Source organism: Anoxybacillus thermarum (assembly GCF_000836725.1).
Lineage (GTDB): Bacteria > Bacillota > Bacilli > Bacillales > Anoxybacillaceae > Anoxybacillus > Anoxybacillus thermarum.
On record NZ_JXTH01000003.1, the window covers coordinates 39,460 to 65,608 of the forward strand.

Below are 26,149 nucleotides of genomic sequence, written 5' to 3' on the forward strand. Positions count from 1 at the left end.
GGGGGATGTTTTTATTCCTATAATGGGAGGGGATATAGTTAAGCTACTAACTTAACAATATAACAAATTTAACACTATGTCAATAGTGAAAAAAGGGTGCAGATAAAAAAATGTTAGAAAAAATGAGAAATCAACGTTTGTCATACGCGGATTACATGAAGTTAGCATTGTACGATAAACAGTACGGATATTATATGCAACAAAAAGAAAAAATCGGACGTGCAGGAGATTTTATTACAACGAGCAACGTCGGACATATCATTGGGCATGTATTTGCGAGTGTATTTATTCGTTTAATAGAAACATATGATGTTCCGCCATTTATATGTGAAATCGGTGGAGGGACAGGTCGATTTGCTTATGCCGTTTTAGAACAGTGGAAGCGCCAATCGCCAGACACGTTTGAAAAAGGCAAATATACGATCGTTGAAACAAGTCCGTATCATCGAGAAAAACAAGCAGAAACACTCGCTTCATTGATTGATCACGTACATATTGTTTCGAGTTTTGCTGAGCTTTCTCCTCCTTTTTGTGGCATCGTATTTAGCAATGAATTATTTGACGCTTTTCCTGTTCATGTCATTGAAAAACGGAACGGCCAACTTTATGAATGTTTTGTTGCAGTAGAAGACGATCAGCTTGTTGAACAGTGCGCTCCGCTTGAAAACGAAGAAATTGTTGAATATATCGTTGAGCGGAACATTCAGCTCGTTGACGGGCAACGATTTGAAATCCCGTTAGCGATGAAAAAGTTTATTTTTCAGCTTAATCAAGCGATTGATGAGGCGATCATTTTTACAGTTGATTATGGGTATACAGATGAAGAGTGGAAACATCCAGCACGAAAACAAGGCAGTTTGCGTGGTTATTATCGTCATCAGCTTATTGATGATCCGCTTCGCTATCCGGGAGAAATGGATCTCACGACGCATATTCAATGGGATGCGTTACGTTTTTATGGGGAACAAGCGGGCTGGTCATTTACTTATTTATGGCGTCAAGATGAGTTTTTATTGCAGGCAGGTATTTTGAATGAACTCATTGAACATCATGACCCGAATCCGTTTTCTGAGCAAAGTCGACACAATCGCGCCATTCGCTCACTCGTTATGGGCGATATTGGAAGAGCATTTCAAGTGATGGTTCAACAAAAGAAGATGAATGTTCCAATTTTTACATAAAAAAGCGATGAGGTGCACTCATCGCTTTTTATTCGCCCACGCCAGGGACCATCATAAATGTTGTCCAGTACGTAAATCCGGCAAAAAAGACCGTTAAATACGCACCGAAAATGTAAATGTACATTCTTTCTGTTAATTTTAAGTAGCTTAACAAAAGAAAGAATCCTGTTTGGCCGAGGAACAATAATGATGTTGTATGCATATGGCCAAGATAAAACATGACAGCAAAAATTCCTGTCCAAAATGACAAGACACGGAACATACGATCCATATGTATCCCTCCTTTTCTGACCGTTTCCCTTACTTATTATAATGTACTTGAAATGGTTGTGTAAACGTTCTATTTTTTTAGAATGGCTTGATACGTACATGAATTACAGCCTGATGGCATAATTTCTTCTGTGACTAGTTCGGCGTTTGTAAACAATACTTCTAACATCCCTTTTAAAAAGGCATTATGCATATAGCAGACGGAATCCGGATGTGCAAATGCAAGTTCTTTAAACGGGCAGTTGAAAATTTCAAAATAAATTTTCCCTTGATTTTCGCTATAATGGAATGTCGGATAAAATCCTGCTGCTTCGGCCGCTTTTTGTAAAATGTTCATTTTTTCTTCCACACTTAACTGGTCAAGCGTTTGCATCGATTGAACGTGTTGTTGTACAAGTTCTTGACCGAATAACTTTCCTGTTTCATACAATGCTTGTTTCCCTGCTTCTCCTAGTTTCATCATCGCGTGGATCGCAATTTTTGATAACAGCTGGTAGTCGCGAAACGGAAAGTGAAGCTGAATGACATCATCAGATAGACGGTATAGTCTGCTCGGTCTGCCGCCTTTTCCTGTTTTTTTCGTTTCGGATACAAGCATATTGACATCTTCAAGTTTTGTTAAATGAAGACGAGCGACGTTCGGATGAATATGAAAAGCATCGGCAATTTCTTGGACAGTTACTTCTTGGTGTTTTCTAGCAATATACTGATAAATTTCGTAACGAGTTGGATCGGCAAGGACGCTCGTGATTTTCAATACTTGGTCCATTATGTCTCACTCCTATATGTTCATTCATTTACATTATAATACATGTATTTCCACAATGGAAATGCATATATAGGTCTTTTTCCTTATCTTTTTGCAACGTTCACAAAGTTTTAAAACAAATTACTGTACAAATATTAAACAAACATTATACAATATGTATAACATGAGTGGAGAGAGGAGTGTGTTGTCATGCTGACTGTATATATGCACCCGAGTTGTACATCGTGTCGAAAGACAAAAAAGTGGTTATGCGCCAACAATATTGAATTTCGTGAGCGTCATTTGTTTCGTGAAACACCGACCCATGAAGAATTGTTGCACTTATTGTCATTAACGACGGAAGGAATCGATGAAATTTTGGCAACGCGTAGCCAATCATTTAAGCAACTTGTTGAAAATGTTGAAGAGTGGCCGTTATCGAAAGTCATTGAGCTGCTTGTGAAAGAACCTCGTCTCCTTCGTCGTCCAATCATCACAGATGGCAAACGGCTCGTTGTTGGCTATAACCCTTCAGCGTTAAAAAACATAGCAAAAAAATATCGTCGCGTATGTGTTTCATGACGTTCACCCGCACATGGGTGAATATTTTTTTGAATTTTTTACGAATGAAGAAGGAATTTGACGAAACATGTTGAATAGTGAAGGCGAAAAAATAGAGAAAGGGGGATGGCGTTGCAGGCAATTGAGCAGTTAGCTGATCGCCTAATTGAAGAAGCTTATATTCTTCAAGCTTCCGACATTCACATCGTTCCGCGCAAACAAGATGCGCTCGTGCAATTTCGCTTAGGGGGGATGCTCGTCACGAAAAATGTGTTATCGAAACAGACGTGTGAACGTTTGCTTGCACACTTTAAATTTCTCGCTGATATGGATATTGGAGAACGTCGTCGTCCGCAAAGCGGAGCGATGGAAATGAACCTTGCCCACACGACTGTACATCTTCGGTTATCAACGTTGCCTACTATCTATGACGAAAGCTTAGTTATCCGCTTGCTTCCGTTACATTCATTTCTTCCGCTTAAACAACTCGCGCTCTTCCCTTCAATGGCAAAAAAGTTGCTCGCCTTATTAAACTATTCTCATGGGCTTATTATTTTTACAGGACCAACTGGATCCGGAAAAACGACAACGCTATACAGTTTGTTAAACGTATGTCGTCACCATTTTCAGCGAAATGTTATCACGCTAGAAGATCCGGTTGAAAGGCGAGCGGAAGATGTATTGCAAGTGCAAGTAAACGAAAAAGCTGGTATTACGTATGCAGCAGGGTTAAGAGCGATTCTCCGCCATGACCCAGATGTCATTATGGTTGGGGAAATTCGTGATGCTGAAACGGCAAGAATTGCTGTGCGTGCGGCACTCACAGGACATCTTGTGTTAACAACTATGCATACGAAAGATGCGGTTGGGGCTATTTATCGCCTTCTTGAGTTTGGTGTGCCATTTCAAGAAATGGCACAAACATTAGTCGCTGTAACAGCGCAACGTCTTGTACAATTGAAATGTCCGTTTTGTGAAGGCGAATGCTCACCTTTTTGTCGACAGTATCGACCTGTTCGACGAGCAGCTGTTTATGAACTGCTATATGGAAATGAACTGGCACGAGCGATGCGAGCAGCGAAAGGAGAGCAAGCGACATATATGTACACTCGATTAAAAGATGTCATTAAAAAAGGAATTGCACTCGGTTTTTTACATGAAAGCACCATTGAAAGTTGGTTGTTAGATGAAGCGACGTTGTAATTGGTCGTTACAGGAGCAAAGTATGTTTTTCCTTCAACTTGGTAAATTACTTAGTAAAGGGTATTCGCTTGCTCAAGCGATTGAGTTTTTGCAAATTCAACAACCTCCTACAAAGCAACGCGATCTTGACGATTGTGTACACGCATTGCGATCAGGTGTGCCGATTCATGAAGTTTTTTCTCGCATACAATTTCATTCTCATCTTTTAGCATATGTATTTTTTGCCGAGCAACATGGACAACTTGCTCACGGATTGATAGAAGCAGGGGAAATTGGACAAATGAGGGCAAAATACATCGAGCAAGTGAAGCGTATGTTGCGTTATCCGTTATTTCTTTTTAGTTTTTGTATCATGATGTTTTTCATGTTTCAGCAAGTATTGGCTCCCCAGTTTTCTCATCTTCTTTCTTCGTTTCATGCTCGTTCATCTTTTTCTACTTTCATGTTTACTGCTACAGTATGGTTTCCGCGTATACTTTCTGCTGTGCTCATGATGTTCGTTTTCCTAGGCTTGTTTTATTTGTTTTTCATTCGCTCATGGCCCATTCATAAGCAAGTAGATTTGTTTATGAAGCTCCCGCTTGTCCGTTCATGGATTGTGTCATTTCATACGCAAGTATTTTCTTTACAATTAAGCCACTTGTTAAAAGGAGGGCTGTCTATTTATGAGGCGCTACAAATTTTTGAGCATCAATCCCACCTCCCATTACTGAAGGAAGAAGCGAAAATCATGAAACAGCAACTATGCGCAGGTGAAAAGCTAGATGAAATGATTCAGCAGCGGAAGTATTACGAAAAGGAACTGTCATTTGTCATTCGTCACGGTCAGTCAAATGGGGAATTAGTGCAAGAATTATTTCATTATAGCCAGTTTTCATTGCAAAAATTAGAAAATCGTCTAAAAAAAATCGTATATATTACTCAACCACTTTTGCTTAGCTGTATTGGCATTTTTGTCGTTTTGATGTACGTTGCTATGCTATGGCCTATTTTCCAACTGTTAAATCATATATAGAGGGGGATGTATATGAGAAATGAAAAAGGATTCACATTAATTGAAATGTTAATTGTACTAATGGTCATTACCATTTTGATTTTAATTACGATCCCAAATGTGACAAAACATAACAGTATGATTAACAACAAAGGATGTTCAGCGTTTTTAAAGATGGTTCAATCCCAAGTAAAAGCATATGAAATGGAGCACGGAACGATTCCGACGGTGCAACAGTTATTAGATGAAAAATATATTGAAAGCAACCGTTGCACGAACGGAAAAGAAATCGTTATTACGAGTGAAGGAGACGTTTTTGAAAGTGAATGAACGAGGGTTTACGTTGATCGAAATGTTAATTGTTCTTTTTGTTGTCACAACCATCATGTCGTTTACCGTTCCCCCCCTTCAGCACGTGTTAGCTGAGCGACAGTTGCAATATTTTTTAGAACAGTTTAGGAATGATATGTTATATGCACAACAATATGCAATGAGCCGAAAAAAGACGGTAGCGATTATATTTTATTTCGACACATGTCGTTATCAAGTGAAAGAAGGAGGGACATTTGGGAAGGAGCTCCTCGCTCGTTTCTTCCCTTCCCCTTTTCAATTTCAAATGGCTACGTTATCTCCGCCACTTTATTATTATCCGAACGGCAATGTGAATAAAGCAGGGACGCTTCTTGTTGCATACGGACATAAAAAATATAAAATCGTTTTTCAATTAGGGAAAGGGAGATTGTATGCACAAAAATTGTAACGGTTTCACGTTTGTTGAACTGCTCGTTTCGCTTAGTTTATGGAGCGGTTTAATCGCTATGTTACTCGCTCATTGGACAATTGTTGTTATAGAACGGGAAAACAAAAAAATAGAGGCGATTGCGAATGAAATTTTATATGAGGCAATGATGAATGAACATCGTGTAAACGAAACGGTCGTTGTTCGGGGAAAACGTACATTTTTATTATTTGTGCGATCGAATGAGCGATGCGTTCGTTGGGAAGATTGGCTAAAAAGAACAAAGGAAAGATGTGAGCCATTGTTGCAATGATTCGAACAGAAAAAGGCTTTACTTTAATTGAAGTATTGATATCGCTTACCGCCTTTTTAATCATTTTATCTTTATTGACAACAGCATTTCATTTATCGTTGAACTATACAGCAAAACGCGGGAACTTTCACTATTTTGAATGGCTTGTTTTTATTCAACAAGCAAAAATGGAACTAAGGGAATCAAAAAACGTTCGGATATACGGGACAACGATTCAATTCGATAAATGGACGGGTGAGCTCGTGACGTACGAAAAGTATGGAACGATTATTCGTCGGCGTGTAAATGCCACCGGTCATGAAATTATGCTTCAATCTATTCAACATATATCGTATGAAAAAGAACAAACGGGTATTCGCATGCGAGTATTCACAGATAAGGGAGATGTATATGAAGCGTTTATCCCATCTTTCCGATCATATGAAAAATGAACAAGGTGTTATTTTGCCGTTTACGGTCATGTGTGCGTTGTTTATAAGCGCTCTTTTTCTCCACGCTGTGGCATTGTATCATACAGACATACAGTTTTTTGAAGAAGAGAAAAAGTGGTATGAAGCAGACTATTTGATGAAGCAAACGCTCATTCATGTGAAACAAACGCTTGCCAATGCACCGGAAAACGTGCCATCATTAAGCCAAACGATTTCATTTCCTCGCGGACGTGCAACGTATAGCGCAGCAAAAAACGGAGCGGATGTTTGGGTTGTCAATGTATCATGTGTAACGAATGCTCAATTTCGCTATGACGTTCAGTTTCAATTTCATGTATTAACAAACGACATTTCGGGGTGGAAAGAACTATACTAGAAAGGGAGAGAATATGAGGGCGATTTACTTAACAGGGTTTATGGGGGCAGGAAAGACGACGATTGGAAGAAGATTAGGGGAAGTATTACAGTTACCTGTGATAGACACGGATGCGTATATTGAACAACAAGTTGGAAAAACGATTACAAAGATTTTTGCGGAAGAAGGGGAAGAGGCATTTCGAACGTACGAGCGTGAAACATTAAAAGAGCTTCCAACAGAACATGTCATTATTACAACAGGTGGCGGGATTGTCATTCAAGAAGAAAATCGTCAATTTATGCGCGAGCATGGAATCGTCATTTATTTACATTGTGAGTTACATGAATTGTTTCGTCGTTTAGCTGATGATACGACCCGACCGCTACTGATGGAAAATAAACAAAAACAAATAAAACAGCTATTTGAACAAAGACTTCCGTGGTATCGTGAAGCCCATATGACGATCGATACAACAAATCGTACGATTGATGACATCGTAGAAAACATCGTATCTTTGCTTAAATCACCTCGTTTTTGACGATACTAGCATCGAGGTGATGAACGATGGCAGGAAACGACTATGTTAAATTTATGACCGAACAAGTTGTGAAATATTTAGATCAACCAAAAGATGAACGGAAAAGACAAAAACAAGAGAAGAAACAGTTAAAAAAACAGCAAAAGCAGCCCTTTTTATATCGTTGGTTCGGTGTTATTCCGTATGCCATTATGCTTTTATTTAAGCGAAAATAAGGCTAATACTAGCCTTATTTCGCTTGCAAATAAAATAACCCACCGTTAATAACTGAAATGTGAATTCTCGGTTCATATCTTTGTCGCAACGCTTCCTTTTCATTTTCATATTCTTCTTGTTTCCCCTCGACACCTTCATAAAAATGTTGCAGTAACGCTAAGTCTTCTTCCCAACGTGCGCGCGCTTCATCTGCCCACTCATGCGTTTCAGAGACGATGAGACGTTCAACAAACGCTTCAAGACGTGCAAGTCCACTCATTGGCTTAATAAGTGGAGAAATGGTAAAGCAATAATCTGGCACAGTGACGCCCCATTGTTTTTCTTTTAATACGTCGTAAAATGACTCGATGATTGTTCCGCTAATGAGATGAATACCTAATGATAATAAACGATCTTGTTTCCGATCGCATTCATATGAAAGCAATATGTTTGTATGAAGCCACGGATGAAGAGCGACAGATCGTTCGAATACTTGTTCATAGAGCCGAACGAACCGCCCGTTCATTTTAGCAATCGAAAAAATTTGATGAAGGCGTGGAGAACCAAAATGAATATACTCTCCCTTCTCGTGAATGGATCGTTTCGTGATGAGCGATAGTTGCAATGGTTCACCTACAGCACCGATGCGCTCAACATAATGCCAATAAAACGGGCGATTCATTAATTGTTTATCCATTTCGGCCGTGAGCTGAACACGTATATGTCCATTGCTACGTTCGAGAATTGGGCAATGTGTAGCGATAAAAAAGCGTTCAAGAAAAGATTGGATGTCATCTTGCTGCATGTGTTCGTTCCTCCGTATTTGCTAAAATTTCTACAAAATTTTGCATTTTAATTTTCAGTTCTCCTTCGCTTTTCGACTGAGCAATCATGCGCTCCAAATGGTTCGAAAACGTTGGAGATTGTAGCTTCATTAAAATGTCATCTAATTCACCGACGACCCGTTCAAATAAACGAATTTTTTCGTACAGTAATGCAAATACATGTTCTTCGACCGTGTTGCGCACAACAAAATTATAAATGTGTACATCTTTTGTTTGTCCAAGACGATGAACACGTCCGATTCGTTGTTCTAGACGCATCGGATTCCAAGGCAAATCGTAGTTAATCACATGGTTACAAAACTGCAGGTTAATTCCTTCTCCTCCTGCTTCTGTTGCGATAAGTACTTGGGCGCGATGTTGAAACAGCTCTTTCATCCAATCTTTTTTACTTCGTTTAAATCCGCCACGAAACGGTACAGAAGAAATGCCGTGTTGTTTAAAAAACCATTGTAAATACAATTGGGTCGCTCGGTATTCTGTAAATACAATCACTTTATCGTTTATTGTTTGAATAAGTTCCAGCGCTTTTTTTGCTTTCGTATGTTCGGTGATCTCATTCATTTTTTGTAACAATGCACCAATGGTCGTTTCGATGCCCGGATGTCGCTCCATCATGCTTTTTAACGTGCAAAAAAGAGCTTCTTTACTACTACATATTTCACGCAATAGCGTAATGTGTGATAACGCTGTATCGGAAAAATGGGGCTTTGATTGTCGGATCGTCTCATATACGTTTCGTTCTGCTTCCGAAAAATCAATAAATATCGTTTCGACGTGCCGCTTCGTCCATTCAATTCCTGTATCGTGGCGACGATGTCGAATCATTACTTTTCGAATGAGTTCTTTTAAATGGGCATCATCATGTAATGTGCGTAGCCTTCCGTACCTTTTTTGAAATTGTTCGGCATTCCCTAAATGCCCAGGTTTCAGCAGGGAAACGAGATGAAAAATTTCTTCCACGCGGTTTTGAATCGGTGTCGCCGTCAACAGTAAGCAAAACTTCTTTTTTAATCCTTGAACAAATTCATAGTTTTTCGTTTTATTGTTTTTCAATTTATGTGCTTCGTCAATAATGACAATATCATATGTTTGTTCATAAATGATATCCCGATGCGGTTGTTTTTTCGCTGTATCGATTGATGAAACGACAACGTCACATTGTTCCCATACGTAGCTTTTCCTTTGAGCAACGGCAGGAATAAAAAATTTTTCATTTAATTCTTGCACCCATTGCGAAACGAGAGAAGCAGGAACGAGAATAAGCGCCTTTTTCACAAGTCCACGAATCATATATTCTTTTAAAATTAATCCTGCTTCAATCGTTTTTCCGAGCCCGACTTCATCCGCTAAAATGGCTTTTCCGTTCATTTGCTCGACAACTTGACGTGCAACATCGTATTGATGAGGTAAAATCGTTATATGTGGCAAATGTTTTGGCGCTTGTAGTCCATCAAACTGAGGAATAGTTAACGCTTTGGCTGATTCAAGCGCCAATTCGTACAATTCCCAGTTTGACCACGGACCGTCACGTTCGATACGCGTCATAAATTCGTCCTTCCAACTTTTCTCCCAATGTACTGTGACGTTCATAAGTATCCCTCATTTTCCGAACATTTTTGTTTGAAACAAAAAGAATTTACGTATTTTATTTATAAAAAGATGTTGCGACAAACGAGAAGTTATAAGATAATAAAAAACGTAAGAAAGTTTATAAAATTGTTTCATTATGTGCCTACATGTAGTGTGGCACAAGAGCGACAATTGTATACGGGCGGATGAGAACAGGGGGAGAGACTACGGAATGTAGCGCCGAAGGAGCAAGTGGCAACGCGAATCTCTCAGGCAAAAGAACTCCTGTTTGACGCAGCTCTGGAGAGCGTTCACGAACGTGAACCACCCACGAGGACACCTATTACAGGGAAACTTTCAGGTGAAAGGACAGAGACTACCATATGACAATATGGGGGTCGTCTGTCTTTTTTTTATGAACAAGGAGGGAGCATATGTTAAAAAGAACACCGCTATTTCCTCTGTATGCAGAGTATGGCGCGAAAACGATTGACTTTGGCGGGTGGGAGTTACCCGTGCAATTTTCTAGCATTAAAGAAGAACATGAAGCGGTACGGACGCGGGCAGGATTGTTTGATGTGTCGCATATGGGCGAGTTTGAAGTGAAAGGAAAAGATAGCCTTGCCTTTTTACAAAAAATGATGACAAACGATGTCGCAAAATTAACAAATGGTCGCGCCCAATATACGCTTATGTGCGATGAAGATGGTGGAACAGTTGATGATTTACTTGTTTATAAAAAAGGAGACGACCATTACCTTCTTGTTGTAAATGCCGCAAATATTGAAAAAGATTTTGCGTGGCTTGAAGCGCATGTATTTGGCAATGTTGAACTTGTCAATATTTCAAACGATATTGCGCAATTAGCACTACAAGGGCCGCTTGCGGAAAAAGTGTTACAACGATTGACGACTGTCGATTTATCTACCATGAAATTTTTCGCTTTTGCTGATCACATCGATGTCGCAGGCGTTCAAGCGCTTGTGTCGCGGACAGGATATACAGGTGAAGACGGGTTTGAGCTATATTGCCGAGCAGAAGATGCTCAGGCGCTTTGGCGAGCGATTTTAGAGACAGGAAAAGAAGACGGAGTGCTTCCGTGCGGGCTCGGTGCGCGCGATACACTTCGTTTTGAAGCGTGCTTGCCGCTTTATGGGCAAGAATTGTCGAAAGACATTACGCCAATTGAAGCAGGGCTTGGATTTGCGGTCAAAACGAATAAAGACGTCGACTTTTTCGGAAAAGAAGTATTGAAAAAACAAAAAGAAGAAGGAACAACACGTAAACTTGCCGGTATTGAAATGATCGACAAAGGCATTCCGCGTCACGGATATGCGGTATATGTAAACGGTGAGCAAGTTGGCGTTGTGACGACAGGAACTCAATCACCAACGCTTAAAAAAAATATCGGCCTAGCATTGATTTCTACAGCGTATTCTCCCCTTGATACAGAAGTAGAAGTAGATGTTCGCGGGAAACGACTAAAAGCAAAAGTAGTGGCAACGCCGTTTTATAAACGCACAAAATAATGTGAGGAGAGAGAGTTATGCTTCATCGTTATTTGCCAATGACGGAAGAAGATAAGCAACAAATGTTAGAGACGATCGGTGTGCAATCGATTGATGAGCTGTTTTCCGATATTCCAGAAAGCGTTCGTTTTCAAGGCGAATACAACATTAAACAAGCAAAATCAGAGCCGGAGTTAATGAAAGAATTAATGGCATTAGCCGCAAAAAATGCGGATATCAAGACGTATCCCTCATTTTTAGGAGCAGGGGTGTACGACCATTATATTCCGACGATTGTTGACCATGTCATTTCACGTTCCGAGTTTTATACGGCGTATACGCCATATCAGCCAGAAATTTCCCAAGGGGAATTGCAAGCGATTTTCGAGTTTCAAACGATGATTTGTGAGCTAACGGGCATGGATGTTGCTAACTCGTCAATGTATGATGGTGGGACAGCACTAGCGGAAGCAGCGTTGTTAAGCGCGGCGCATACGAAAAAGAAAAAAGTGTTATTATCCAAAGCGGTGCATCCAGAATATCGCGACGTTGTGAAAACGTACGCAAAAGGCCCAGGGCTAGAAGTGATAGAAATCCCGTATAAAAACGGTGTAACGGATCTTGATGCGCTTCAAGCGGAAATGAATGAAGATGTCGCATGCGTTATTGTGCAATATCCAAACTTTTTTGGACAAATTGAACCATTAAAAGAGCTCGAGCCGATCGCTCATGCGCATAAAGGGATGTTTGTTGTCGCAAGCAATCCACTTGCGTTAGGCGTATTGACACCGCCAGGCCAGTTCGGTGCAGACATCGTCGTTGGCGATGCACAACCGTTTGGCATTCCAGCCCAATTCGGTGGTCCACATTGCGGTTATTTTGCGGTGAAATCGGCGCTCATGCGCAAAATTCCAGGGCGTCTTGTCGGACAAACGACGGATGAAGAAGGGCGACGCGGCTTTGTTTTGACGTTGCAAGCGCGTGAACAACATATTCGCCGCGACAAAGCGACGTCAAATATTTGCTCGAACCAAGCGTTAAATGCGCTCGCTGCATCAGTGGCGATGACCGCGCTCGGCAAAAAAGGTGTAAAAGAAATGGCGACGATGAATATTCAAAAAGCGCATTATGCAAAAGAAGCGTTTGTCAATCATGGATTTGATGTCGTATTTACAGGACCGTTTTTCAACGAGTTTGTTGTTCGACTGAACAAGCCCGTAGCGGAAGTAAATAAAAAGCTATTGGAAAAAAGCATGATCGGCGGCTACGATCTCGGACGCGATTATCCAGAATTGCAAAACTGCATGTTAATTGCAGTGACGGAATTGCGCACAAAAGAAGAAATCGACATGCTTGTGAAAGAATTGGGGGATTGTCATGCATAAAGACCAACCGCTTATTTTTGAATTAAGCAAGCCAGGACGAATCGGGTATAGCTTACCGGCACTAGACGTGCCAGCAGTCGATGTCGCACAAGTCATCCCAACCGAATACATTCGGCAAGAGGCACCGGATCTTCCAGAAGTGTCAGAGCTTGACATTATGCGCCATTATACAGCGCTATCAAAGCGCAACCATGGGGTTGATTCCGGCTTTTACCCACTTGGATCTTGTACAATGAAATATAATCCGAAAATAAATGAAAACGTTGCCCGCTTCGCTGGATTTGCCCACATTCACCCGCTTCAGCCGGAAGAAACGGTGCAAGGGGCACTTGAATTAATGTATGACTTACAAGAGCATTTAAAAGAAATTACCGGTATGGATGCGGTGACGTTGCAGCCAGCCGCTGGTGCGCATGGAGAATGGACAGGACTGATGATGATTCGCGCCTACCATGAAGCAAACGGTGACTACAACCGCACAAAAGTCATCGTTCCTGATACGGCGCACGGAACAAATCCTGCGTCGGCAACAGTTGCCGGGTTTGAAACGGTCACGGTGAAATCGACAGAAGAAGGGCTTGTCGATTTAGACGATTTACGTCGCGTCGTCGGTCCAGATACAGCCGCGCTTATGCTCACAAACCCAAATACGCTTGGTCTTTTTGAAGAAAATATTTTAGAAATGGCAGAAATTGTGCATGCCGCAGGCGGAAAGCTGTATTACGACGGGGCAAACTTAAATGCGGTGTTAAGCAAAGCGCGCCCTGGTGATATGGGCTTTGACGTCGTGCACTTAAACCTTCATAAAACGTTTACTGGCCCGCATGGCGGCGGTGGCCCTGGGTCTGGTCCAGTTGGTGTGAAGGCGGATCTTACTCCATTTTTACCGAAACCGACGGTGGAAAAGGGAGAAAACGGCTACTATCTCGACTATGACAGACCAAAAGCGATCGGTCGCGTGAAGCCGTTTTATGGCAATTTCGGCATTAACGTTCGTGCCTATACGTATATTCGTTCGATGGGGCCAGACGGCTTAAAAGCGGTGACAGAATATGCGGTATTAAACGCTAATTACATGATGCGTCGCCTAGCGGAATATTACGATTTGCCATACAACCGTCATTGTAAACATGAATTTGTGTTATCAGGAAAGCGGCAAAAGAAATTAGGGGTGCGTACGCTTGATATTGCGAAGCGTTTGCTTGACTTCGGCTACCATCCGCCGACGATTTACTTCCCATTGATTGTCGAAGAGTGTATGATGATTGAGCCGACGGAAACGGAATCAAAAGAAACGCTCGATGCGTTCATTGACGCGATGATTCAAATCGCAAAAGAAGCGGAAGAAACGCCGGAAATCGTCCAAGAAGCACCGCATACAACGGTCGTGAAACGATTGGATGAAACGACGGCGGCTCGCAAACCGATTTTGCGATATCAGAAATAAAACAAAAGGTGAAAATGAAAAAACGAGGTGCCAGGCGTTTTTGCTTGGCACCTTATTTTTTCTTCACCTTTCCTGTCCACATTTTAAATCCGCCTTTTAAGTGGTAAAGGTCGCGATATCCTTTTCGGTAAAGCATTTGTGCTGCACGGCCGCTGCGAAGTCCGCTTTGGCAATATAAATAAATCGGCTGGTCTTTACGCAATTCTTTCATACGTAAACGTAGTTGTGAAAGCGGAATGTTACGTGCTCCTAAAATGTGACCGGCAGCATATTCATCTGGTTCGCGAACATCGATGAGTTGCGCTTTTCGATAACCTGCGCGGAACTCTTCTTCCGTAAGCGTTTTAACGACTCGCTTTTGGTAAAAGTATGTAATTACCGCGTACACAATGATTGCCCCGAGAATAATAAGAACTGTTGTCATGCGAATCCTCCTTTTTCATCGTTGCCACGTCTATTATATAAATGTTTCGTCCAAGAAGCAAAGCATTTTCCATTGACTTATTATGTTTGCTACACTATAAAATGATAGAGGAAAGGGTGGAGTAGATGGAAAAAGAAGTATGGCGATTTATTGACTCAGGCGATTGTTCCCCAGCGTTTAATATGGCGCTTGATGAAGCTTTGTTAGAATGGCATAGTGAAGGAAACTTTCCACCAACCATTCGGTTTTACGGTTGGAACCCACCGACGCTTTCGATCGGCTATTTTCAAAAAGTCGAAAAAGAGATCGATATGGATGCAGTAAAAAAATACGGACTTGGTTTTGTGAGACGTCCAACAGGCGGGCGCGGTGTGCTTCATGATAAAGAGTTAACGTATAGCGTTATCGTATCAGAAGCGCATCCAGCTATGCCACAAACGGTGACGGAAGCGTATCGCGTCATTTCACAAGGCATTTTGGAAGGATTTCGCTTCCTTGGGCTTGATGCGTATTTTGCTGTTCCAAAAACAGAAGAAGAAAAAGCGGATTTAAAAAATCCACGCTCGGCTGTTTGTTTTGACGCACCGTCTTGGTATGAGCTCGTTGTCGAAGGAAGAAAAGTGGCAGGAAGCGCCCAAACGCGACAAAAAGGGGTCATTTTACAACATGGCTCGATTTTATTAGACTTAGATGAAGAAATGCTTTTTAGCTTATTTAAGTATCCGAACGAACGAGTAAAAGAGCGATTGCGACAAAATTTTAAAAACAAAGCGGTCGCGATCAATGAGCTAACCGATCGAAAAGTGACGATCGATGAGGCGAAAGAAGCATTTTTCAAAGGATTTGAAAAAGGTTTAAACATTCAGTTGGAACGATATGAATTAACCGATGATGAGCGATTGTACGTTCAGCAACTAGCGAGGAATAAATACGAAACAGATGAATGGAATTTTAAACGATAAATTTTCCTCTTGACAAATAAAAAACACTTGACTTAATTATCAATATGTAGTATGTGTTTTTTGAAAAAACATACTACATATTGATTTTTTTATTGATTATTGTTGTCGATATATGGTAGTTTAATGTAGTAAGATTATGTTGGTAGAGGAGAGGTAGACATGACGGTTGCGTTTTCTGAAAAAATGACGGTGAATGTGGACAAGCTGAATGAGGACATTCGCCTATTTCCACAAGTGCACCCGATTACTTCTGAGATGCACATTACATATAAGGGTGTGTCGCGTTTAGTGATGCTTGATCGCTATTCGTTTAAAGATACGGAAAAGTTGACGCTAAGCGTCGGGGATTTTGTCGTTTTAACAGTGAAGGAAGATCCAAAGTTTCCGGCGCGTGGGCTTGGGTTTATTGTCGAGTTGGATTGGGAAAGTAAAAAAGCACACGTGCTCGTGGAAGAAGAATATCGCCATGTGCTAGAAGGGGACGAGGCGAAAACAGGCATTGTCGTTCGTTCTCTTGATGTGATTGAAAAACCATTAGAAATTTATTATGAGCAAATTGCAAAGCGGAACGCAACCGGGCTAGCCGCTGTTGAACAAACGGAAGAAAAACGGCAAGAGTGGTTCGAAAAGTTTTATGAACAACTTGTCAGTCTAAATTTCGTTCCAGCAGGGCGCGTATTATATGGAGCAGGTTCCGGAACAGAAGTGACGTACTTCAACTGCTACGTCATGCCATTTATCAAAGACTCGCGTGAAGGTATTTCTGAACATCGCAAGCAAGTGATGGAAATTATGAGCCGCGGTGGCGGTGTCGGAACGAACGGTTCTACCCTTCGCCCACGCAATACACTCGCGCGCGGAGTGAATGGAAAATCGTCCGGTTCAGTGTCATGGCTTGACGACATTGCAAAACTGACCCATCTTGTGGAACAAGGTGGTAGTCGCAGGGGAGCGCAAATGATTATGTTGGCCGATTGGCACCCGGACATTATTGAATTCATTATTTCGAAAATGCAAAATCCGCGCATTTTGCGCTATTTGCTTGAAAATACAGAAGATGAAGGCATTCAAAAAGCAGCGAAAGAAAAACTAAAGTTTACACCCCTTACCGAACAAGAGCGCGCGATGTATCAAGGGATCGTCAACTACAAAAACATCCCAGGATACGGTGGCTTTTCAGAAAAAATTATTAAAGACGCGGAAGAAAAGTTGCGGACAGGTGGAACGTATAGCGTGCACAATCCGGACTTTTTAACAGGGGCGAACATTTCCGTTTGCTTAACGAAAGAGTTTATGCAGGCAGTAGAAAACGATGAAGAATATGAATTGCGCTTCCCAGATGTTGAAACGTACTCGGAAGAAGAAATGCGCATCTACAACGAAAAATGGCATGAAGTCGGCGATGTGCGTGAATGGGAGAAAATGGGCTATCGCGTTCGCGTCTATCGGAAAATTCGCGCGCGCGAGCTATGGAAGCTCATTAACATTTGCGCAACGTATTCCGCCGAACCAGGCATTTTCTTTATCGATAACGCCAACGACATGACAAACGCAAGAGCGTACGGACAAAAAGTAGTTGCAACAAATCCGTGTGGTGAACAACCACTCGCACCTTATTCTGTGTGCAATTTAGCAGCAATTAATTTGGCGAATATGGTCGATAAAGAAAAGAAAGTTGTGGATTATGAAAAATTAAAGCGGACGGTTGAAGTCGGTGTCCGCATGCAAGATAACGTTATTGACGCAACGCCGTACTTCCTTGAGGAAAATAAAAAGCAAGCGCTTGGGGAGCGCCGTGTCGGTCTTGGCGTCATGGGACTAGCGGATTTGCTTATTTATTGCGAAAAAGAGTACGGTTCGGAAGAAGGAAATCGGTTAGTTGACGAGCTGTTTAAAACAATTGCGACAACGGCGTATCGTGCGTCCATTGAGCTTGCGAAAGAAAAAGGAAGTTTTCCGTTTTTAGTTGGTGAAACAGAAGAAGAAACGATGAAATTGCGCGAAGCGTTTATTCACACCGGTTATATGAAAAAGATGCCGGACGATATTCGCCAAGATATTTTAAAATACGGCATTCGCAACTCGCATTTATTAACGGTTGCTCCGACTGGATCCACAGGGACCATGATCGGCGTGTCCACAGGACTTGAACCATATTTTTCCTTCTCTTATTATCGAAGCGGCCGTCTAGGTAAGTTTATTGAAGTGAAGGCGGATATCGTTGAAGAATATTTAGATAAACATCCAGAAGCAGATCCGAACAACTTGCCGCATTGGTTTGTAACCGCGATGGATTTATCGCCAGAAGCGCATGCAGATGTACAATGCATTATTCAACGTTGGGTCGATTCAAGCCTCTCGAAAACGGTGAACGCACCGCGTGGCTATACGGTCGAGCAAGTGCAAAAAGTGTACGAGCGTTTATGGCGAGGCGGTGCAAAAGGTGGGACAGTGTATGTTGACGGTAGCCGCGATGCGCAAGTATTAACATTAAAAGCAGAAGAACATGTGGTCGAAGAGCAGCTAGAACTTCTGCCAGAAGAACCGAAAAAACGGGCTGTTGCGCTTGTTGAAACGATTCCGGATTTACGCGCAACGGACGTTACGATCGGTTCGGAAGTCGGCAACATTTGTCCAGTATGCCGTGAAGGAACGGTTGAAGAAATTGGTGGTTGTAACACATGCACAAGTTGCGGTGCCCAATTAAAATGTGGTTTATAACGTAAAAAGGGACGGGAAAACCCGTTCCTTATTTTATTATGAATAATAACAAAAATTGTATTTCATCACTTCATACGAATAAACCATACTAACATTGAGGTGATTGCATGAAGCCATTTATTCCTCAGCTTGTTTATTTTGAGCCCGAAGCGCTTCATTATCCGCTCGGCAAAGAGTTATATGAAAAATTTAAACATATGCATATCGACATTCGCGAAACAACATCGCATAACCAAGTGCGCGGCATTCCAGGAGATAACGAGCTTCAGCAATATCGCAACGCAAAATCAACGCTTGTTGTCGGTGTTCGGCGCACATTAAAATTCGATACGTCTAAACCATCGGCAGAATATGCGATTCCTCTTGCGACGGGATGCATGGGGCATTGTCATTATTGTTATTTACAGACGACGCTCGGAAGCAAGCCTTACATTCGGGTATACGTCAATCTTGATGATATTTTTTCTCAAGCGAAAGCATACATTGATGAACGCGCTCCAGAAATTACGCGCTTTGAAGCGGCTTGTACGTCGGACATTGTCGGCATCGATCATTTGACGCATGCTTTAAAAAAAACGATTGAATTTATTGGAGCGACGGAATACGGCCGACTTCGTTTTGTCACAAAATATGAACATGTCGATCATTTGCTTGATGCAAAGCATCATGGAAAAACACGCTTTCGTTTTAGCGTCAATTCACGGTATGTTATTCAAAACTTTGAACCGGGGACGTCCTCGTTTGACGCACGGCTAGAGGCGGCGCGAAAAGTGGCGCATGCTGGCTATCCGCTCGGATTTATCGTCGCTCCGATTTATATGCATGACGGTTGGGAAGAAGGATATTTTGAACTGTTTGAACGACTGAACACAAATTTGCAAGGTATCGACTTAACAAATTTAACGTTTGAATTAATTCAACATCGCTTCACTAAACCGGCGAAAACGGTTATTCAAAAACGATATCCGAAAACGAAACTTGACCTTGATGAAACGAAACGAAAATATAAATGGGGACGATACGGAATCGGAAAATATGTGTATCGAGATGAAGAGGCGAATCGGCTAAATGACACGATTCGCTCGTATATTGCGCAATTTTTTCCCGAAGCGACGATTGAATATTTTACGTAAATAGTTGTCATGCTTGGTAAACATGTTATAATCATAATGATTGCGGATGTTTGTTTAGGAGGGGAACGTATGCCAACACCAAGCATGGAGGATTATATTGAACAAATTTATATATTGATCGAAGAAAAAGGATACGCTCGTGTATCAGATATTGCTGAAGCGTTATCTGTTCATCCCTCCTCTGTGACAAAAATGGTTCAAAAGCTTGATAAAGACGAATATTTAGTATATGAAAAATATCGTGGGCTTGTGCTTACTCCAAAAGGAAAAAAAATCGGTAAACGTCTCGTGTATCGCCATGAGTTGCTTGAACAATTTATGCGTCTCATTGGTGTAGATGAAGAAAACATTTATCGCGATGTTGAGGGAATCGAACATCACTTAAGCTGGAATGCAATTGATCGCATCGGTGATTTAGTACAATACTTTGAGGAAGATCGGTCACGTCTTGAAGCGCTTCGCAACATTCAAAAGCAAAACGAGCAAGAACAGGCATAAACGCTTGTTCTTTTTTGTTTTTTTATGCTCAATCTCTCCCATTTTTCATACATATATGGCGAGGGAGGGAAGGGCATGGAGATTGACGGTGTGTTTTCTGGTGGAGGAGTCAAAGGTTTTGCGCTAATCGGGGCATATGAGGCGATCGAGGAAAAAGGTTTTCGTTTTAAGCGGCTTGCTGGTACGAGCGCAGGGGCACTTATTGCTTCGCTTATTGCGGCGGGATTTACAAGCAAGGAAATCGTGGACATGATTGAAGAAATGAATGTAATGGACTTTCTCGATGAGCGACATACAATCATCCCGTATGCATGGTTAAAATGGCTCGTGCTTTATTGGAAAATGGGGTTATATAAAGGAGAAAAGCTCGAACGATGGATCGCAGAGCAGTTAAGTAAAAAAGGTGTGTACACGTTTGCCGATTTGCCTCACGAACGATTGCGAGTCATCGCTTCTGATTTAACGAATGGGACGATGCTTATTTTGCCAGATGATTTGCCGAAATACGGCATTGATCCTCTCCGCTTTTCCGTCGCAAAAGCAGTAAGAATGAGCGTCGGCATTCCTTATTTTTTTGAGCCTGTACGGTTAAAGACGGACGAAGGAAAGCATATTGTCGTTGATGGCGGCTTACTAAGCAATTTCCCGATTTTTTTATTTGATGAAGAGCGAAAAAAGCGACCTGTTCTTGGCATCAAATTAAGCGCAAGACAAGCGCAAAAAGCAAAAAAGAAAATTAATAATGCCATTGAGTTGTATGAAGCGTTGTTTCAAACGATGCGCGAGGCGCACGATGAACGATACATTTCGCGCCGCCATGAAAAAAACATCATTTTTCTGCCTGTCAAACATGTCGTTGCCACCGATTTCTCAGTGACAGACGAAGAAAAAAAGAAGCTTATTTCGTTTGGAAAAGAGCGAACAGAACAATTTTTAAAGACGTGGACGTATTAAAAGAAAAAATCGGGTTAAAAAGAGGCCCGATTTTTTTTCTTTCCTTTTTTACCTTCAATGACTGTTAAATGAGTGGCGTGCTTTTTCTTTAAAGCGGTTGGGCGCGGTTGTTTTTTCGACGTCGGCTTCGTTTTTTGATGGTGGAGTTTTTTCGATTGTTTTACCGCTTTTTTATACGAACGACTAAAGCTTTGTCTTTGTATCCATTTATATATGCCATAAAAGGCAGCTGCGACCAATCCGATGAGAAACATTTGTTTTAACAACTGCATCGGATCGTTCCATAGACGATAAGAAAACCCAAAAATAGCGAACACAATAAGCAAAGTGATAAGCGGGAATGGGCGCCGACGCAATCGATCCACCTCCTTTATGTTACACCACTTCTTCTTGCTCGTTCGTCGCTTCTCCCTCTAACTCAAGCAAACGTTGAAATGATGCGATAGCTACTTCCACTTGATCGTTAGTCGGTTCTTTCGTTGTTAATAGTTGTAGCCATAAACCAGGGTAGCCAAACCAACGCAACACAGGAACATGACGTAACGCGTTTGTTAGTTGTAATACTTCAAAAGATAACCCTAATACAACTGGAATGAGTGCTAGTCTATTTAGGACGCGCACCCAAAGCGGTTCGGTCGGGACGAACATGTAAACGAATACGCCGATGATGACGGTAAATAAAATGAAGCTGCTGCCACAACGATAATGAAGGCGAGATTGTTGTTGTACATGTTCAACCGTCAACGGTAAACCATTTTCGTAGGCATTAATTACTTTATGTTCCGCTCCGTGATATTGAAACAATCGTTTAACGAGTGGCGTGAGCGAAATAAAGTAAATATAACCTAAAAGTAAAAGAAGTTTGAAACATCCTTCTACAAGTATTTGAGCTGTGTCCGATGGGAAAATCGGTCTCGTTAATTCAGCCAAAAATACAGGAATAAGGGTAAAAATAAATTTGCCGAATAGAAACGACAACACGCCGATCAGTGCAACACCTAAAATCATCGTCCATTTGGACGGCGTTTCAGCTTGTAACGTTTCATCTTCGTTCGGATCGAGATCATATCGTTCGCTCGAAAATTGTAAATGTTTCGATCCGTTCGCACTTGCTTGAATAATGGCAAAAATGCCGCGAAGAAACGGAATTTTTTTTAATGAAGCAAGCATTTTGTTTGTTTCGCGTGGAACGTGAAAATACTCAATCGAACCGTCTTTGCGGCGAATGGCCGTGACGGAATGATTGCGTCCAGCAAACATGACACCTTCAATGACCGCTTGCCCACCGTATACGTTTTTGCTCATAAGAAGACACCAACCTATTTTCTTTTTTCTTATATTCTACAAGAAAACGATAAAAACCTCTAGGTCGATGTATTGTTTGTATTTGTATTGTTTCCAAAAATGAGAAACGATACACATGAGATCCAACATTTTGGACAAGATAAAAACGGAGGTGATGACTGTGCAAACGAAAACAAAACAAGACGCACAACTTGAACAAAACAAGAGAGAAAAACCAATGCCCGTTCTAGCAAAAGTCGCGCTGATCGGTTTTATTGGGGGCGTGTTTTGGAGCTTCCTTGCATATTGTGCTTATTTTTTTCATTTTACAGAAGTGGCGCCAAATTTTATTTTGCAACCGTGGGCGATCGGTGATTGGAAAAACGGGGCGCTCGGTCAGGCGATTGCCATTTTGTTCATTGGGCTCGCTTCGGTCATTGCTGCGCTCCTGTACTACGCTTTCTTAAAAAATCGTCAAGGCATTTGGCCGGGGGTTGCTTTTGGAATCGGGCTATGGGTGCTTGTTTTTTACGTATTAAATCCCATTTTTCCGCAATTAAAAGCTGTTCCACAACTTGAGCGAAATACAATTGTAACGATGGTATGCTTTTACATTTTATATGGGATGTTCATCGGTTATTCCATTTCATTTGAAGTTGCAGAGATGAGGCGACAAAAACAGGTCGATGTGGTAAAATAACCATATGTATTTTTATCAGTAAAGGGGGGAGAGGGGGAATGGTTCGATTCCTCCTTTTAAACGGTCCGAACTTAAATCGTCTCGGTATGAGGGAACCGCACATTTATGGGCATACGACACTTGCTCAACTAGAAAAACAATTAACGGAATTTGCTAGTGAATATGGGGCGGAGTTGACGTGCTATCAAAGCAATTATGAAGGGGCGTTAATTGACCAAATTCATCGGGCGGAATCGTTATATGACGGGATCGTTTTTAATCCCGGCGCGTTTACGCATTATAGTTATGCATTGCGTGATGCGATCGCAAGCGTACAGACGCCAGTCATTGAAGTACATATTTCAAACATTCATGCAAGAGAGCCGTTTCGGCATCAATCTGTTTTAGCTCCTGTGACAGCAGGACAAATTGTCGGACTTGGTATAAACGGATATCGGTTGGCGATTTTAGCGTTGCTTGATATGGTTGAAGGGAAGGGGAAATAACATTGGATAAAGTACAAAAACTTCGTGCGCAATTTGCAGAGTACGGCATTGACGGATTTCTTATTACAAACGAATATAACCGACGCTATATGACAAATTTTACAGGAACAGCGGGCGTCGTTTTGATTAGCGAAACAGATGCGGTATTTATTACGGACTTTCGCTATGTCGAACAGGCGATGCGCCAAATTGAAGGATATGAAATTGTCCAACATACGCAAACGCTTATTGAAGAAGTGGCAAAACAAGTGGAGCGATTAGGTATTCAAAAGCTTGGATTTGAGCAAGACGATCTTTCGTATGCAACGTTCTCATCATACGAAAAAGCGCTCAAAACAACGCTTATCCCGGTTTCCGGTGCGGTTGAAAAGTTACGCTTGATTAAGTCGGAAGCAGAGATTAAGATATTAAAGGAAGCAGCCGAGATTGCCGATGCCGCCTTTCGTCATATTCTTGATTTTATTCGTCCGGGTGTGCGCGAAATAGACGTGGCAAATGAGCTAGAATTTTTTATGCGCAAACAAGGGGCGACAAGTTCATCATTTGACATCATCGTTGCATCTGGTGTGCGCTCAGCGTTGCCACATGGGGTAGCGACAGAGAAAGTGATTGAAAAAGGCGAGCTCGTCACGCTTGATTTTGGCGCATATTATAAAGGATACTGCTCTGACATCACGAGAACCGTTGCAGTTGGCGAAGTAAGCGACGAGTTAAAGCGCATATACGATGTCGTGTTACAAGCCCAGCTTCGTGGTGTCGAACATATTCGTGCAGGAATGACAGGCCGAGAGGCAGATGCGCTTACGCGCGATTACATTTCTGCTTGCGGATTTGGTGAGTATTTTGGGCATTCCACAGGCCATGGACTCGGCATGGAAGTGCACGAAACGCCGGCGCTGTCGATGCGTTCGGATACTGTGCTACAGCCGGGGATGGTTGTGACGGTCGAACCGGGCATTTACATAGCAGGATTGGGCGGTGTTCGCATTGAAGATGACATCGTTATTACAGAAGATGGCAATGAGCGGCTCACTCTTTCACCAAAAGATCTCATTACTTTATAGACGTAGGAGGAAATGAACATGATTTCAGTAAACGATTTTCGTACAGGTTTAACGATTGAAGTAGATGGTGACATTTGGCGTGTCATCGAGTTCCAACATGTGAAACCAGGAAAAGGAGCTGCGTTCGTTCGTTCCAAACTTCGCAACTTGCGCACTGGTGCGATTCAAGAAAAGACGTTCCGCGCGGGTGAAAAAGTAAACAAAGCACAAATCGACAACCGTAAAATGCAATATTTATATGCAAACGGCGATCAACATGTATTCATGGATATGGAATCGTATGAGCAAATCGAACTTCCTGCAAAACAAATTGAGCATGAATTAAAGTTTTTAAAAGAAAACATGGAAGTATTTATTATGATGTATCAAGGCGAAACGATTGGGGTCGAGTTGCCAAACACAGTTGAGTTAAAAGTTGTTGAAACAGAGCCAGGTATTAAAGGGGATACAGCATCTGGCGGTTCAAAACCAGCAACGTTAGAAACGGGTCTTGTCGTTCAAGTGCCATTCTTCGTCAACGAAGGCGACGTATTAATTATTAACACAACAGACGGCACATACGTATCACGTGCGTAATGAAAAATTGTAAAAGTTAAGGATTCAGCTTGTCGAAAGTCGACAAGCTGAATTTTGTATATGTAAGCTTTTAGAGGTTCAATACCATTCTTATCGTCTTTAAAACATGACCTTCAAACTCCTCATCAAATTCTTTTACAACTTTAAATCCTTTAGCTTCATAGAAGGTTTTTCCAATTTGATTATCTTTTTCAACATTGACATAAATTTCATTTACACCGTTTATTTGCATCCCTTTTTGTAACAAGGCTGAGCCGATTCCTCTGCCTTGTTGTTCTGGATGAACATAAATAGCCCATAATTCAACCTTTCCATCTTCTCTCACTGAAGAAAAATTAGCAAATCCTACAATGTTGTTTTCTACTTCAGCTACAAAAAGAGTAGAGTGTTGTAATCGTTGTTTCATTCGCTCGTCGCTGTAAGCCGATTTTAAAAAATTTTCTTGCACATCTGAAGGAATAACACCCTCGTAAGTAGCATTCCAAGTTACTTTCGCTATATCTTGAACTTGTTTTATATCTTCTTGTTTCATTTTACGAATGATGTATATCATCTTCATTATCTCCTTCATTTGTTATTTAGCATACCGTTTGATGTCCCATCCTTCACTAAAACAATTAGCAAAAAGTTTCTTCACTTAATTATGACGTTTCACACTATTATTGTATGATTTATCCTTTTTATCTACAAACACATTTCCTGATGAATTTTTCCTTTCTATACTTCTGAATTCACTTATTTCAGCATACGTTGTACTAGCACGGTTGTACAAGGAGGATGCGATGAAAATTGATGCAACTGTTTGGACGATGGCGAGTTTACGTTTTTTATCTGCAGCCATTGAATTATGTGCAGCGATTGTCATGTTGTCGCTCAATGATGTAAAAAAGGCAATTGCCGTCAATACATTGCTTGCCGTCGTTGGTCCAACTATTTTTTTAGTCGTTATGATGATTGGTCTTGTTGCAGTGGCAAACGAGCTGTCATTGTTTAAGCTCGTATGGATTGGTGCAGGAGTCATATGTATATTCATAGGCATATATGTCGTGAAGTAAAGGAGGGA

Annotated in this window: 32 protein-coding genes and 1 riboswitch; of the genes, 24 read left to right on the top strand and 8 right to left on the bottom strand. The window is 41.5% G+C overall.

Features of this window, described 5'->3' with window-relative positions:
- Positions 1-110: 110 nt before the first annotated feature.
- The gene (locus LH47_RS01230; RefSeq protein ID WP_043964019.1) at positions 111-1,181 is read left to right on the top strand and encodes a class I SAM-dependent methyltransferase; all 1,071 of its coding nucleotides are present in this window, start codon (positions 111-113) and stop codon (positions 1,179-1,181) included.
- Between the two features lie 28 nt (positions 1,182-1,209).
- Here the strand turns inward: LH47_RS01230 and LH47_RS01235 are convergent, their stop codons facing one another.
- Together LH47_RS01235 and LH47_RS01240 are read right to left on the bottom strand one after the other, a co-directional pair.
- Positions 1,210-1,452 (bottom strand): DUF2626 domain-containing protein, encoded by a 243-nt coding sequence (locus LH47_RS01235; RefSeq protein ID WP_003394032.1) that lies wholly within the window; start codon positions 1,450-1,452, stop codon positions 1,210-1,212.
- Positions 1,453-1,521: 69 nt separating this feature from the next.
- Positions 1,522-2,220 (bottom strand): helix-turn-helix transcriptional regulator, encoded by a 699-nt coding sequence (locus LH47_RS01240; protein ID WP_043964022.1) that lies wholly within the window; start codon positions 2,218-2,220, stop codon positions 1,522-1,524.
- A 189-nt stretch (positions 2,221-2,409) separates the two neighbouring features.
- On the opposite strand from LH47_RS01240, the gene LH47_RS01245 reads away from it, so the two are divergent.
- From LH47_RS01245 to LH47_RS01290, 10 genes are all read left to right on the top strand, one after another.
- Positions 2,410-2,781 (top strand): Spx/MgsR family RNA polymerase-binding regulatory protein, encoded by a 372-nt coding sequence (locus tag LH47_RS01245; protein ID WP_043964024.1) that lies wholly within the window; start codon positions 2,410-2,412, stop codon positions 2,779-2,781.
- A gap of 111 nt (positions 2,782-2,892) precedes the next feature.
- Entirely contained in the window at positions 2,893-3,963 is a 1,071-nt protein-coding gene (gene comGA / locus LH47_RS01250; protein ID WP_084221225.1) for a competence type IV pilus ATPase ComGA, read from the top strand.
- Between the two features lie 22 nt (positions 3,964-3,985).
- Positions 3,986-4,978, top strand: a complete 993-nt coding sequence (gene comGB / locus LH47_RS01255; RefSeq protein ID WP_235341013.1) for a competence type IV pilus assembly protein ComGB — start codon at positions 3,986-3,988, stop codon at positions 4,976-4,978.
- Positions 4,979-4,990: 12 nt separating this feature from the next.
- A complete protein-coding gene (comGC, locus tag LH47_RS01260; protein WP_043964029.1) occupies positions 4,991-5,287 on the top strand; it encodes a competence type IV pilus major pilin ComGC in 297 nt (98 codons plus the stop codon).
- Positions 5,280-5,717 (top strand): competence type IV pilus minor pilin ComGD, encoded by a 438-nt coding sequence (gene comGD, locus LH47_RS01265; RefSeq protein WP_043964127.1) that lies wholly within the window; start codon positions 5,280-5,282, stop codon positions 5,715-5,717. Before comGC ends, comGD begins: the two co-directional genes overlap by 8 nt.
- Positions 5,701-6,009, top strand: coding sequence for a competence type IV pilus minor pilin ComGE (comGE, locus tag LH47_RS01270; protein WP_043964031.1), 309 nt, complete (start codon positions 5,701-5,703; stop codon positions 6,007-6,009). The genes comGD and comGE overlap by 17 nt, the downstream gene beginning before the upstream one ends.
- Positions 6,006-6,440 (top strand): competence type IV pilus minor pilin ComGF, encoded by a 435-nt coding sequence (gene comGF, locus LH47_RS01275; protein ID WP_043964033.1) that lies wholly within the window; start codon positions 6,006-6,008, stop codon positions 6,438-6,440. Before comGE ends, comGF begins: the two co-directional genes overlap by 4 nt.
- Complete coding sequence (gene comGG, locus LH47_RS01280) at positions 6,400-6,816, top strand: competence type IV pilus minor pilin ComGG (protein WP_043964035.1); 417 nt, start codon at positions 6,400-6,402, stop codon at positions 6,814-6,816. Before comGF ends, comGG begins: the two co-directional genes overlap by 41 nt.
- A 13-nt stretch (positions 6,817-6,829) precedes the next feature.
- Complete coding sequence (locus LH47_RS01285) at positions 6,830-7,336, top strand: shikimate kinase (RefSeq protein ID WP_043964037.1); 507 nt, start codon at positions 6,830-6,832, stop codon at positions 7,334-7,336.
- Positions 7,337-7,362: 26 nt separating this feature from the next.
- Positions 7,363-7,551 carry a YqzE family protein gene (locus tag LH47_RS01290; protein ID WP_043964039.1) on the top strand — a complete coding sequence of 63 codons (189 nt, stop codon included), beginning with the start codon at positions 7,363-7,365 and terminating at the stop codon, positions 7,549-7,551.
- A 14-nt stretch (positions 7,552-7,565) separates the two neighbouring features.
- Here the strand turns inward: LH47_RS01290 and LH47_RS01295 are convergent, their stop codons facing one another.
- Complete coding sequence (locus tag LH47_RS01295; RefSeq protein WP_043964041.1) at positions 7,566-8,336, bottom strand: YqhG family protein; 771 nt, start codon at positions 8,334-8,336, stop codon at positions 7,566-7,568.
- A complete protein-coding gene (locus LH47_RS01300; RefSeq protein ID WP_043964043.1) occupies positions 8,323-9,966 on the bottom strand; it encodes a DEAD/DEAH box helicase in 1,644 nt (547 codons plus the stop codon). The genes LH47_RS01295 and LH47_RS01300 overlap by 14 nt, the downstream gene beginning before the upstream one ends.
- A 185-nt stretch (positions 9,967-10,151) precedes the next feature.
- Positions 10,152-10,240, top strand: a riboswitch (glycine riboswitch).
- Between the two features lie 139 nt (positions 10,241-10,379).
- On the opposite strand from LH47_RS01300, the gene gcvT reads away from it, so the two are divergent.
- From gcvT to gcvPB, 3 genes are read left to right on the top strand one after another with little or no spacing between them, the layout of a single operon-like run.
- Complete coding sequence (gene gcvT / locus LH47_RS01305) at positions 10,380-11,474, top strand: glycine cleavage system aminomethyltransferase GcvT (RefSeq protein ID WP_043964046.1); 1,095 nt, start codon at positions 10,380-10,382, stop codon at positions 11,472-11,474.
- Positions 11,475-11,491: 17 nt separating this feature from the next.
- Positions 11,492-12,838 (top strand): aminomethyl-transferring glycine dehydrogenase subunit GcvPA, encoded by a 1,347-nt coding sequence (gcvPA, locus tag LH47_RS01310; RefSeq protein ID WP_043964047.1) that lies wholly within the window; start codon positions 11,492-11,494, stop codon positions 12,836-12,838.
- Positions 12,831-14,285 (top strand): aminomethyl-transferring glycine dehydrogenase subunit GcvPB, encoded by a 1,455-nt coding sequence (gcvPB, locus tag LH47_RS01315; protein ID WP_043964049.1) that lies wholly within the window; start codon positions 12,831-12,833, stop codon positions 14,283-14,285. Before gcvPA ends, gcvPB begins: the two co-directional genes overlap by 8 nt.
- Before the next feature lie 52 nt (positions 14,286-14,337).
- On the opposite strand, the gene LH47_RS01320 is transcribed toward gcvPB, so the two are convergent.
- A complete protein-coding gene (locus tag LH47_RS01320; protein ID WP_009373925.1) occupies positions 14,338-14,709 on the bottom strand; it encodes a rhodanese-like domain-containing protein in 372 nt (123 codons plus the stop codon).
- 125 nt (positions 14,710-14,834) lie between these two features.
- On the opposite strand from LH47_RS01320, the gene LH47_RS01325 reads away from it, so the two are divergent.
- From LH47_RS01325 to LH47_RS01345, 5 genes are all read left to right on the top strand, one after another.
- On the top strand, positions 14,835-15,671 hold the full coding sequence (locus LH47_RS01325) for a lipoate--protein ligase family protein (protein WP_009373924.1): 837 nt from the start codon (positions 14,835-14,837) through the stop codon (positions 15,669-15,671).
- A gap of 159 nt (positions 15,672-15,830) precedes the next feature.
- Positions 15,831-18,392 carry a vitamin B12-dependent ribonucleotide reductase gene (locus tag LH47_RS01330; protein WP_043964052.1) on the top strand — a complete coding sequence of 854 codons (2,562 nt, stop codon included), beginning with the start codon at positions 15,831-15,833 and terminating at the stop codon, positions 18,390-18,392.
- Positions 18,393-18,499: 107 nt separating this feature from the next.
- Positions 18,500-19,525: a spore photoproduct lyase gene (splB, locus tag LH47_RS01335; RefSeq protein ID WP_043964053.1), complete on the top strand. Its 1,026-nt coding sequence runs from the start codon at positions 18,500-18,502 to the stop codon at positions 19,523-19,525.
- 69 nt (positions 19,526-19,594) lie between these two features.
- Positions 19,595-20,023: a transcriptional regulator MntR gene (gene mntR / locus LH47_RS01340; protein ID WP_009373920.1), complete on the top strand. Its 429-nt coding sequence runs from the start codon at positions 19,595-19,597 to the stop codon at positions 20,021-20,023.
- A 75-nt stretch (positions 20,024-20,098) separates the two neighbouring features.
- On the top strand, positions 20,099-20,977 hold the full coding sequence (locus tag LH47_RS01345; RefSeq protein ID WP_043964055.1) for a patatin-like phospholipase family protein: 879 nt from the start codon (positions 20,099-20,101) through the stop codon (positions 20,975-20,977).
- Between the two features lie 14 nt (positions 20,978-20,991).
- On the opposite strand, the gene LH47_RS01350 is transcribed toward LH47_RS01345, so the two are convergent.
- On the bottom strand, positions 20,992-21,333 hold the full coding sequence (locus tag LH47_RS01350) for an SA1362 family protein (protein WP_043964057.1): 342 nt from the start codon (positions 21,331-21,333) through the stop codon (positions 20,992-20,994).
- Between the two features lie 19 nt (positions 21,334-21,352).
- On the bottom strand, positions 21,353-22,282 hold the full coding sequence (locus LH47_RS01355; RefSeq protein WP_043964059.1) for a DUF1385 domain-containing protein: 930 nt from the start codon (positions 22,280-22,282) through the stop codon (positions 21,353-21,355).
- A gap of 115 nt (positions 22,283-22,397) precedes the next feature.
- On the opposite strand from LH47_RS01355, the gene LH47_RS01360 reads away from it, so the two are divergent.
- The 4 genes from LH47_RS01360 to efp are packed head-to-tail and all read left to right on the top strand — an operon-like array spanning position 22,398 to position 25,086.
- Positions 22,398-22,961 (top strand): YqhR family membrane protein, encoded by a 564-nt coding sequence (locus tag LH47_RS01360; RefSeq protein ID WP_043964061.1) that lies wholly within the window; start codon positions 22,398-22,400, stop codon positions 22,959-22,961.
- A 38-nt stretch (positions 22,962-22,999) separates the two neighbouring features.
- Positions 23,000-23,446: a type II 3-dehydroquinate dehydratase gene (gene aroQ, locus LH47_RS01365; protein WP_043964063.1), complete on the top strand. Its 447-nt coding sequence runs from the start codon at positions 23,000-23,002 to the stop codon at positions 23,444-23,446.
- 2 nt (positions 23,447-23,448) lie between these two features.
- Positions 23,449-24,510 carry a M24 family metallopeptidase gene (locus LH47_RS01370; RefSeq protein ID WP_043964065.1) on the top strand — a complete coding sequence of 354 codons (1,062 nt, stop codon included), beginning with the start codon at positions 23,449-23,451 and terminating at the stop codon, positions 24,508-24,510.
- An 18-nt stretch (positions 24,511-24,528) separates the two neighbouring features.
- Positions 24,529-25,086, top strand: coding sequence for an elongation factor P (gene efp / locus LH47_RS01375; RefSeq protein ID WP_004889583.1), 558 nt, complete (start codon positions 24,529-24,531; stop codon positions 25,084-25,086).
- 70 nt (positions 25,087-25,156) lie between these two features.
- Here the strand turns inward: efp and LH47_RS01380 are convergent, their stop codons facing one another.
- Positions 25,157-25,639, bottom strand: a complete 483-nt coding sequence (locus tag LH47_RS01380) for a GNAT family N-acetyltransferase (RefSeq protein WP_200890837.1) — start codon at positions 25,637-25,639, stop codon at positions 25,157-25,159.
- Positions 25,640-25,868: 229 nt separating this feature from the next.
- Between LH47_RS01380 and LH47_RS01385 the strand changes: the two genes are divergently transcribed.
- On the top strand, positions 25,869-26,141 hold the full coding sequence (locus LH47_RS01385; RefSeq protein ID WP_009373908.1) for a YqhV family protein: 273 nt from the start codon (positions 25,869-25,871) through the stop codon (positions 26,139-26,141).
- The last annotated feature ends 8 nt before the right edge of the window (positions 26,142-26,149 follow it).

Bases quoted from the DNA above. Each gene is read 5' to 3' on its own strand.
- LH47_RS01230 (WP_043964019.1), top strand. From the start codon at position 111: ATGTTAGAAAAAATGAGAAATCAACGTTTGTCATACGCGGATTACATG.
- LH47_RS01235 (WP_003394032.1), bottom strand. From the start codon at position 1,452: ATGGATCGTATGTTCCGTGTCTTGTCATTTTGGACAGGAATTTTTGCT.
- LH47_RS01240 (WP_043964022.1), bottom strand. From the start codon at position 2,220: ATGGACCAAGTATTGAAAATCACGAGCGTCCTTGCCGATCCAACTCGT.
- LH47_RS01245 (WP_043964024.1), top strand. From the start codon at position 2,410: ATGCTGACTGTATATATGCACCCGAGTTGTACATCGTGTCGAAAGACA.
- comGB (WP_235341013.1), top strand. From the start codon at position 3,986: ATGTTTTTCCTTCAACTTGGTAAATTACTTAGTAAAGGGTATTCGCTT.
- comGC (WP_043964029.1), top strand. From the start codon at position 4,991: ATGAGAAATGAAAAAGGATTCACATTAATTGAAATGTTAATTGTACTA.
- comGE (WP_043964031.1), top strand. From the start codon at position 5,701: ATGCACAAAAATTGTAACGGTTTCACGTTTGTTGAACTGCTCGTTTCG.
- comGF (WP_043964033.1), top strand. From the start codon at position 6,006: ATGATTCGAACAGAAAAAGGCTTTACTTTAATTGAAGTATTGATATCG.
- comGG (WP_043964035.1), top strand. From the start codon at position 6,400: ATGAAGCGTTTATCCCATCTTTCCGATCATATGAAAAATGAACAAGGT.
- LH47_RS01285 (WP_043964037.1), top strand. From the start codon at position 6,830: ATGAGGGCGATTTACTTAACAGGGTTTATGGGGGCAGGAAAGACGACG.
- LH47_RS01290 (WP_043964039.1), top strand. From the start codon at position 7,363: ATGGCAGGAAACGACTATGTTAAATTTATGACCGAACAAGTTGTGAAA.
- LH47_RS01295 (WP_043964041.1), bottom strand. From the start codon at position 8,336: ATGCAGCAAGATGACATCCAATCTTTTCTTGAACGCTTTTTTATCGCT.
- LH47_RS01300 (WP_043964043.1), bottom strand. From the start codon at position 9,966: ATGAACGTCACAGTACATTGGGAGAAAAGTTGGAAGGACGAATTTATG.
- gcvT (WP_043964046.1), top strand. From the start codon at position 10,380: ATGTTAAAAAGAACACCGCTATTTCCTCTGTATGCAGAGTATGGCGCG.
- gcvPA (WP_043964047.1), top strand. From the start codon at position 11,492: ATGCTTCATCGTTATTTGCCAATGACGGAAGAAGATAAGCAACAAATG.
- gcvPB (WP_043964049.1), top strand. From the start codon at position 12,831: ATGCATAAAGACCAACCGCTTATTTTTGAATTAAGCAAGCCAGGACGA.
- LH47_RS01320 (WP_009373925.1), bottom strand. From the start codon at position 14,709: ATGACAACAGTTCTTATTATTCTCGGGGCAATCATTGTGTACGCGGTA.
- LH47_RS01325 (WP_009373924.1), top strand. From the start codon at position 14,835: ATGGAAAAAGAAGTATGGCGATTTATTGACTCAGGCGATTGTTCCCCA.
- LH47_RS01330 (WP_043964052.1), top strand. From the start codon at position 15,831: ATGACGGTTGCGTTTTCTGAAAAAATGACGGTGAATGTGGACAAGCTG.
- splB (WP_043964053.1), top strand. From the start codon at position 18,500: ATGAAGCCATTTATTCCTCAGCTTGTTTATTTTGAGCCCGAAGCGCTT.
- mntR (WP_009373920.1), top strand. From the start codon at position 19,595: ATGCCAACACCAAGCATGGAGGATTATATTGAACAAATTTATATATTG.
- LH47_RS01345 (WP_043964055.1), top strand. From the start codon at position 20,099: ATGGAGATTGACGGTGTGTTTTCTGGTGGAGGAGTCAAAGGTTTTGCG.
- LH47_RS01355 (WP_043964059.1), bottom strand. From the start codon at position 22,282: ATGAGCAAAAACGTATACGGTGGGCAAGCGGTCATTGAAGGTGTCATG.
- LH47_RS01360 (WP_043964061.1), top strand. From the start codon at position 22,398: ATGAGATCCAACATTTTGGACAAGATAAAAACGGAGGTGATGACTGTG.
- aroQ (WP_043964063.1), top strand. From the start codon at position 23,000: ATGGTTCGATTCCTCCTTTTAAACGGTCCGAACTTAAATCGTCTCGGT.
- efp (WP_004889583.1), top strand. From the start codon at position 24,529: ATGATTTCAGTAAACGATTTTCGTACAGGTTTAACGATTGAAGTAGAT.
- LH47_RS01380 (WP_200890837.1), bottom strand. From the start codon at position 25,639: ATGATATACATCATTCGTAAAATGAAACAAGAAGATATAAAACAAGTT.
- LH47_RS01385 (WP_009373908.1), top strand. From the start codon at position 25,869: ATGAAAATTGATGCAACTGTTTGGACGATGGCGAGTTTACGTTTTTTA.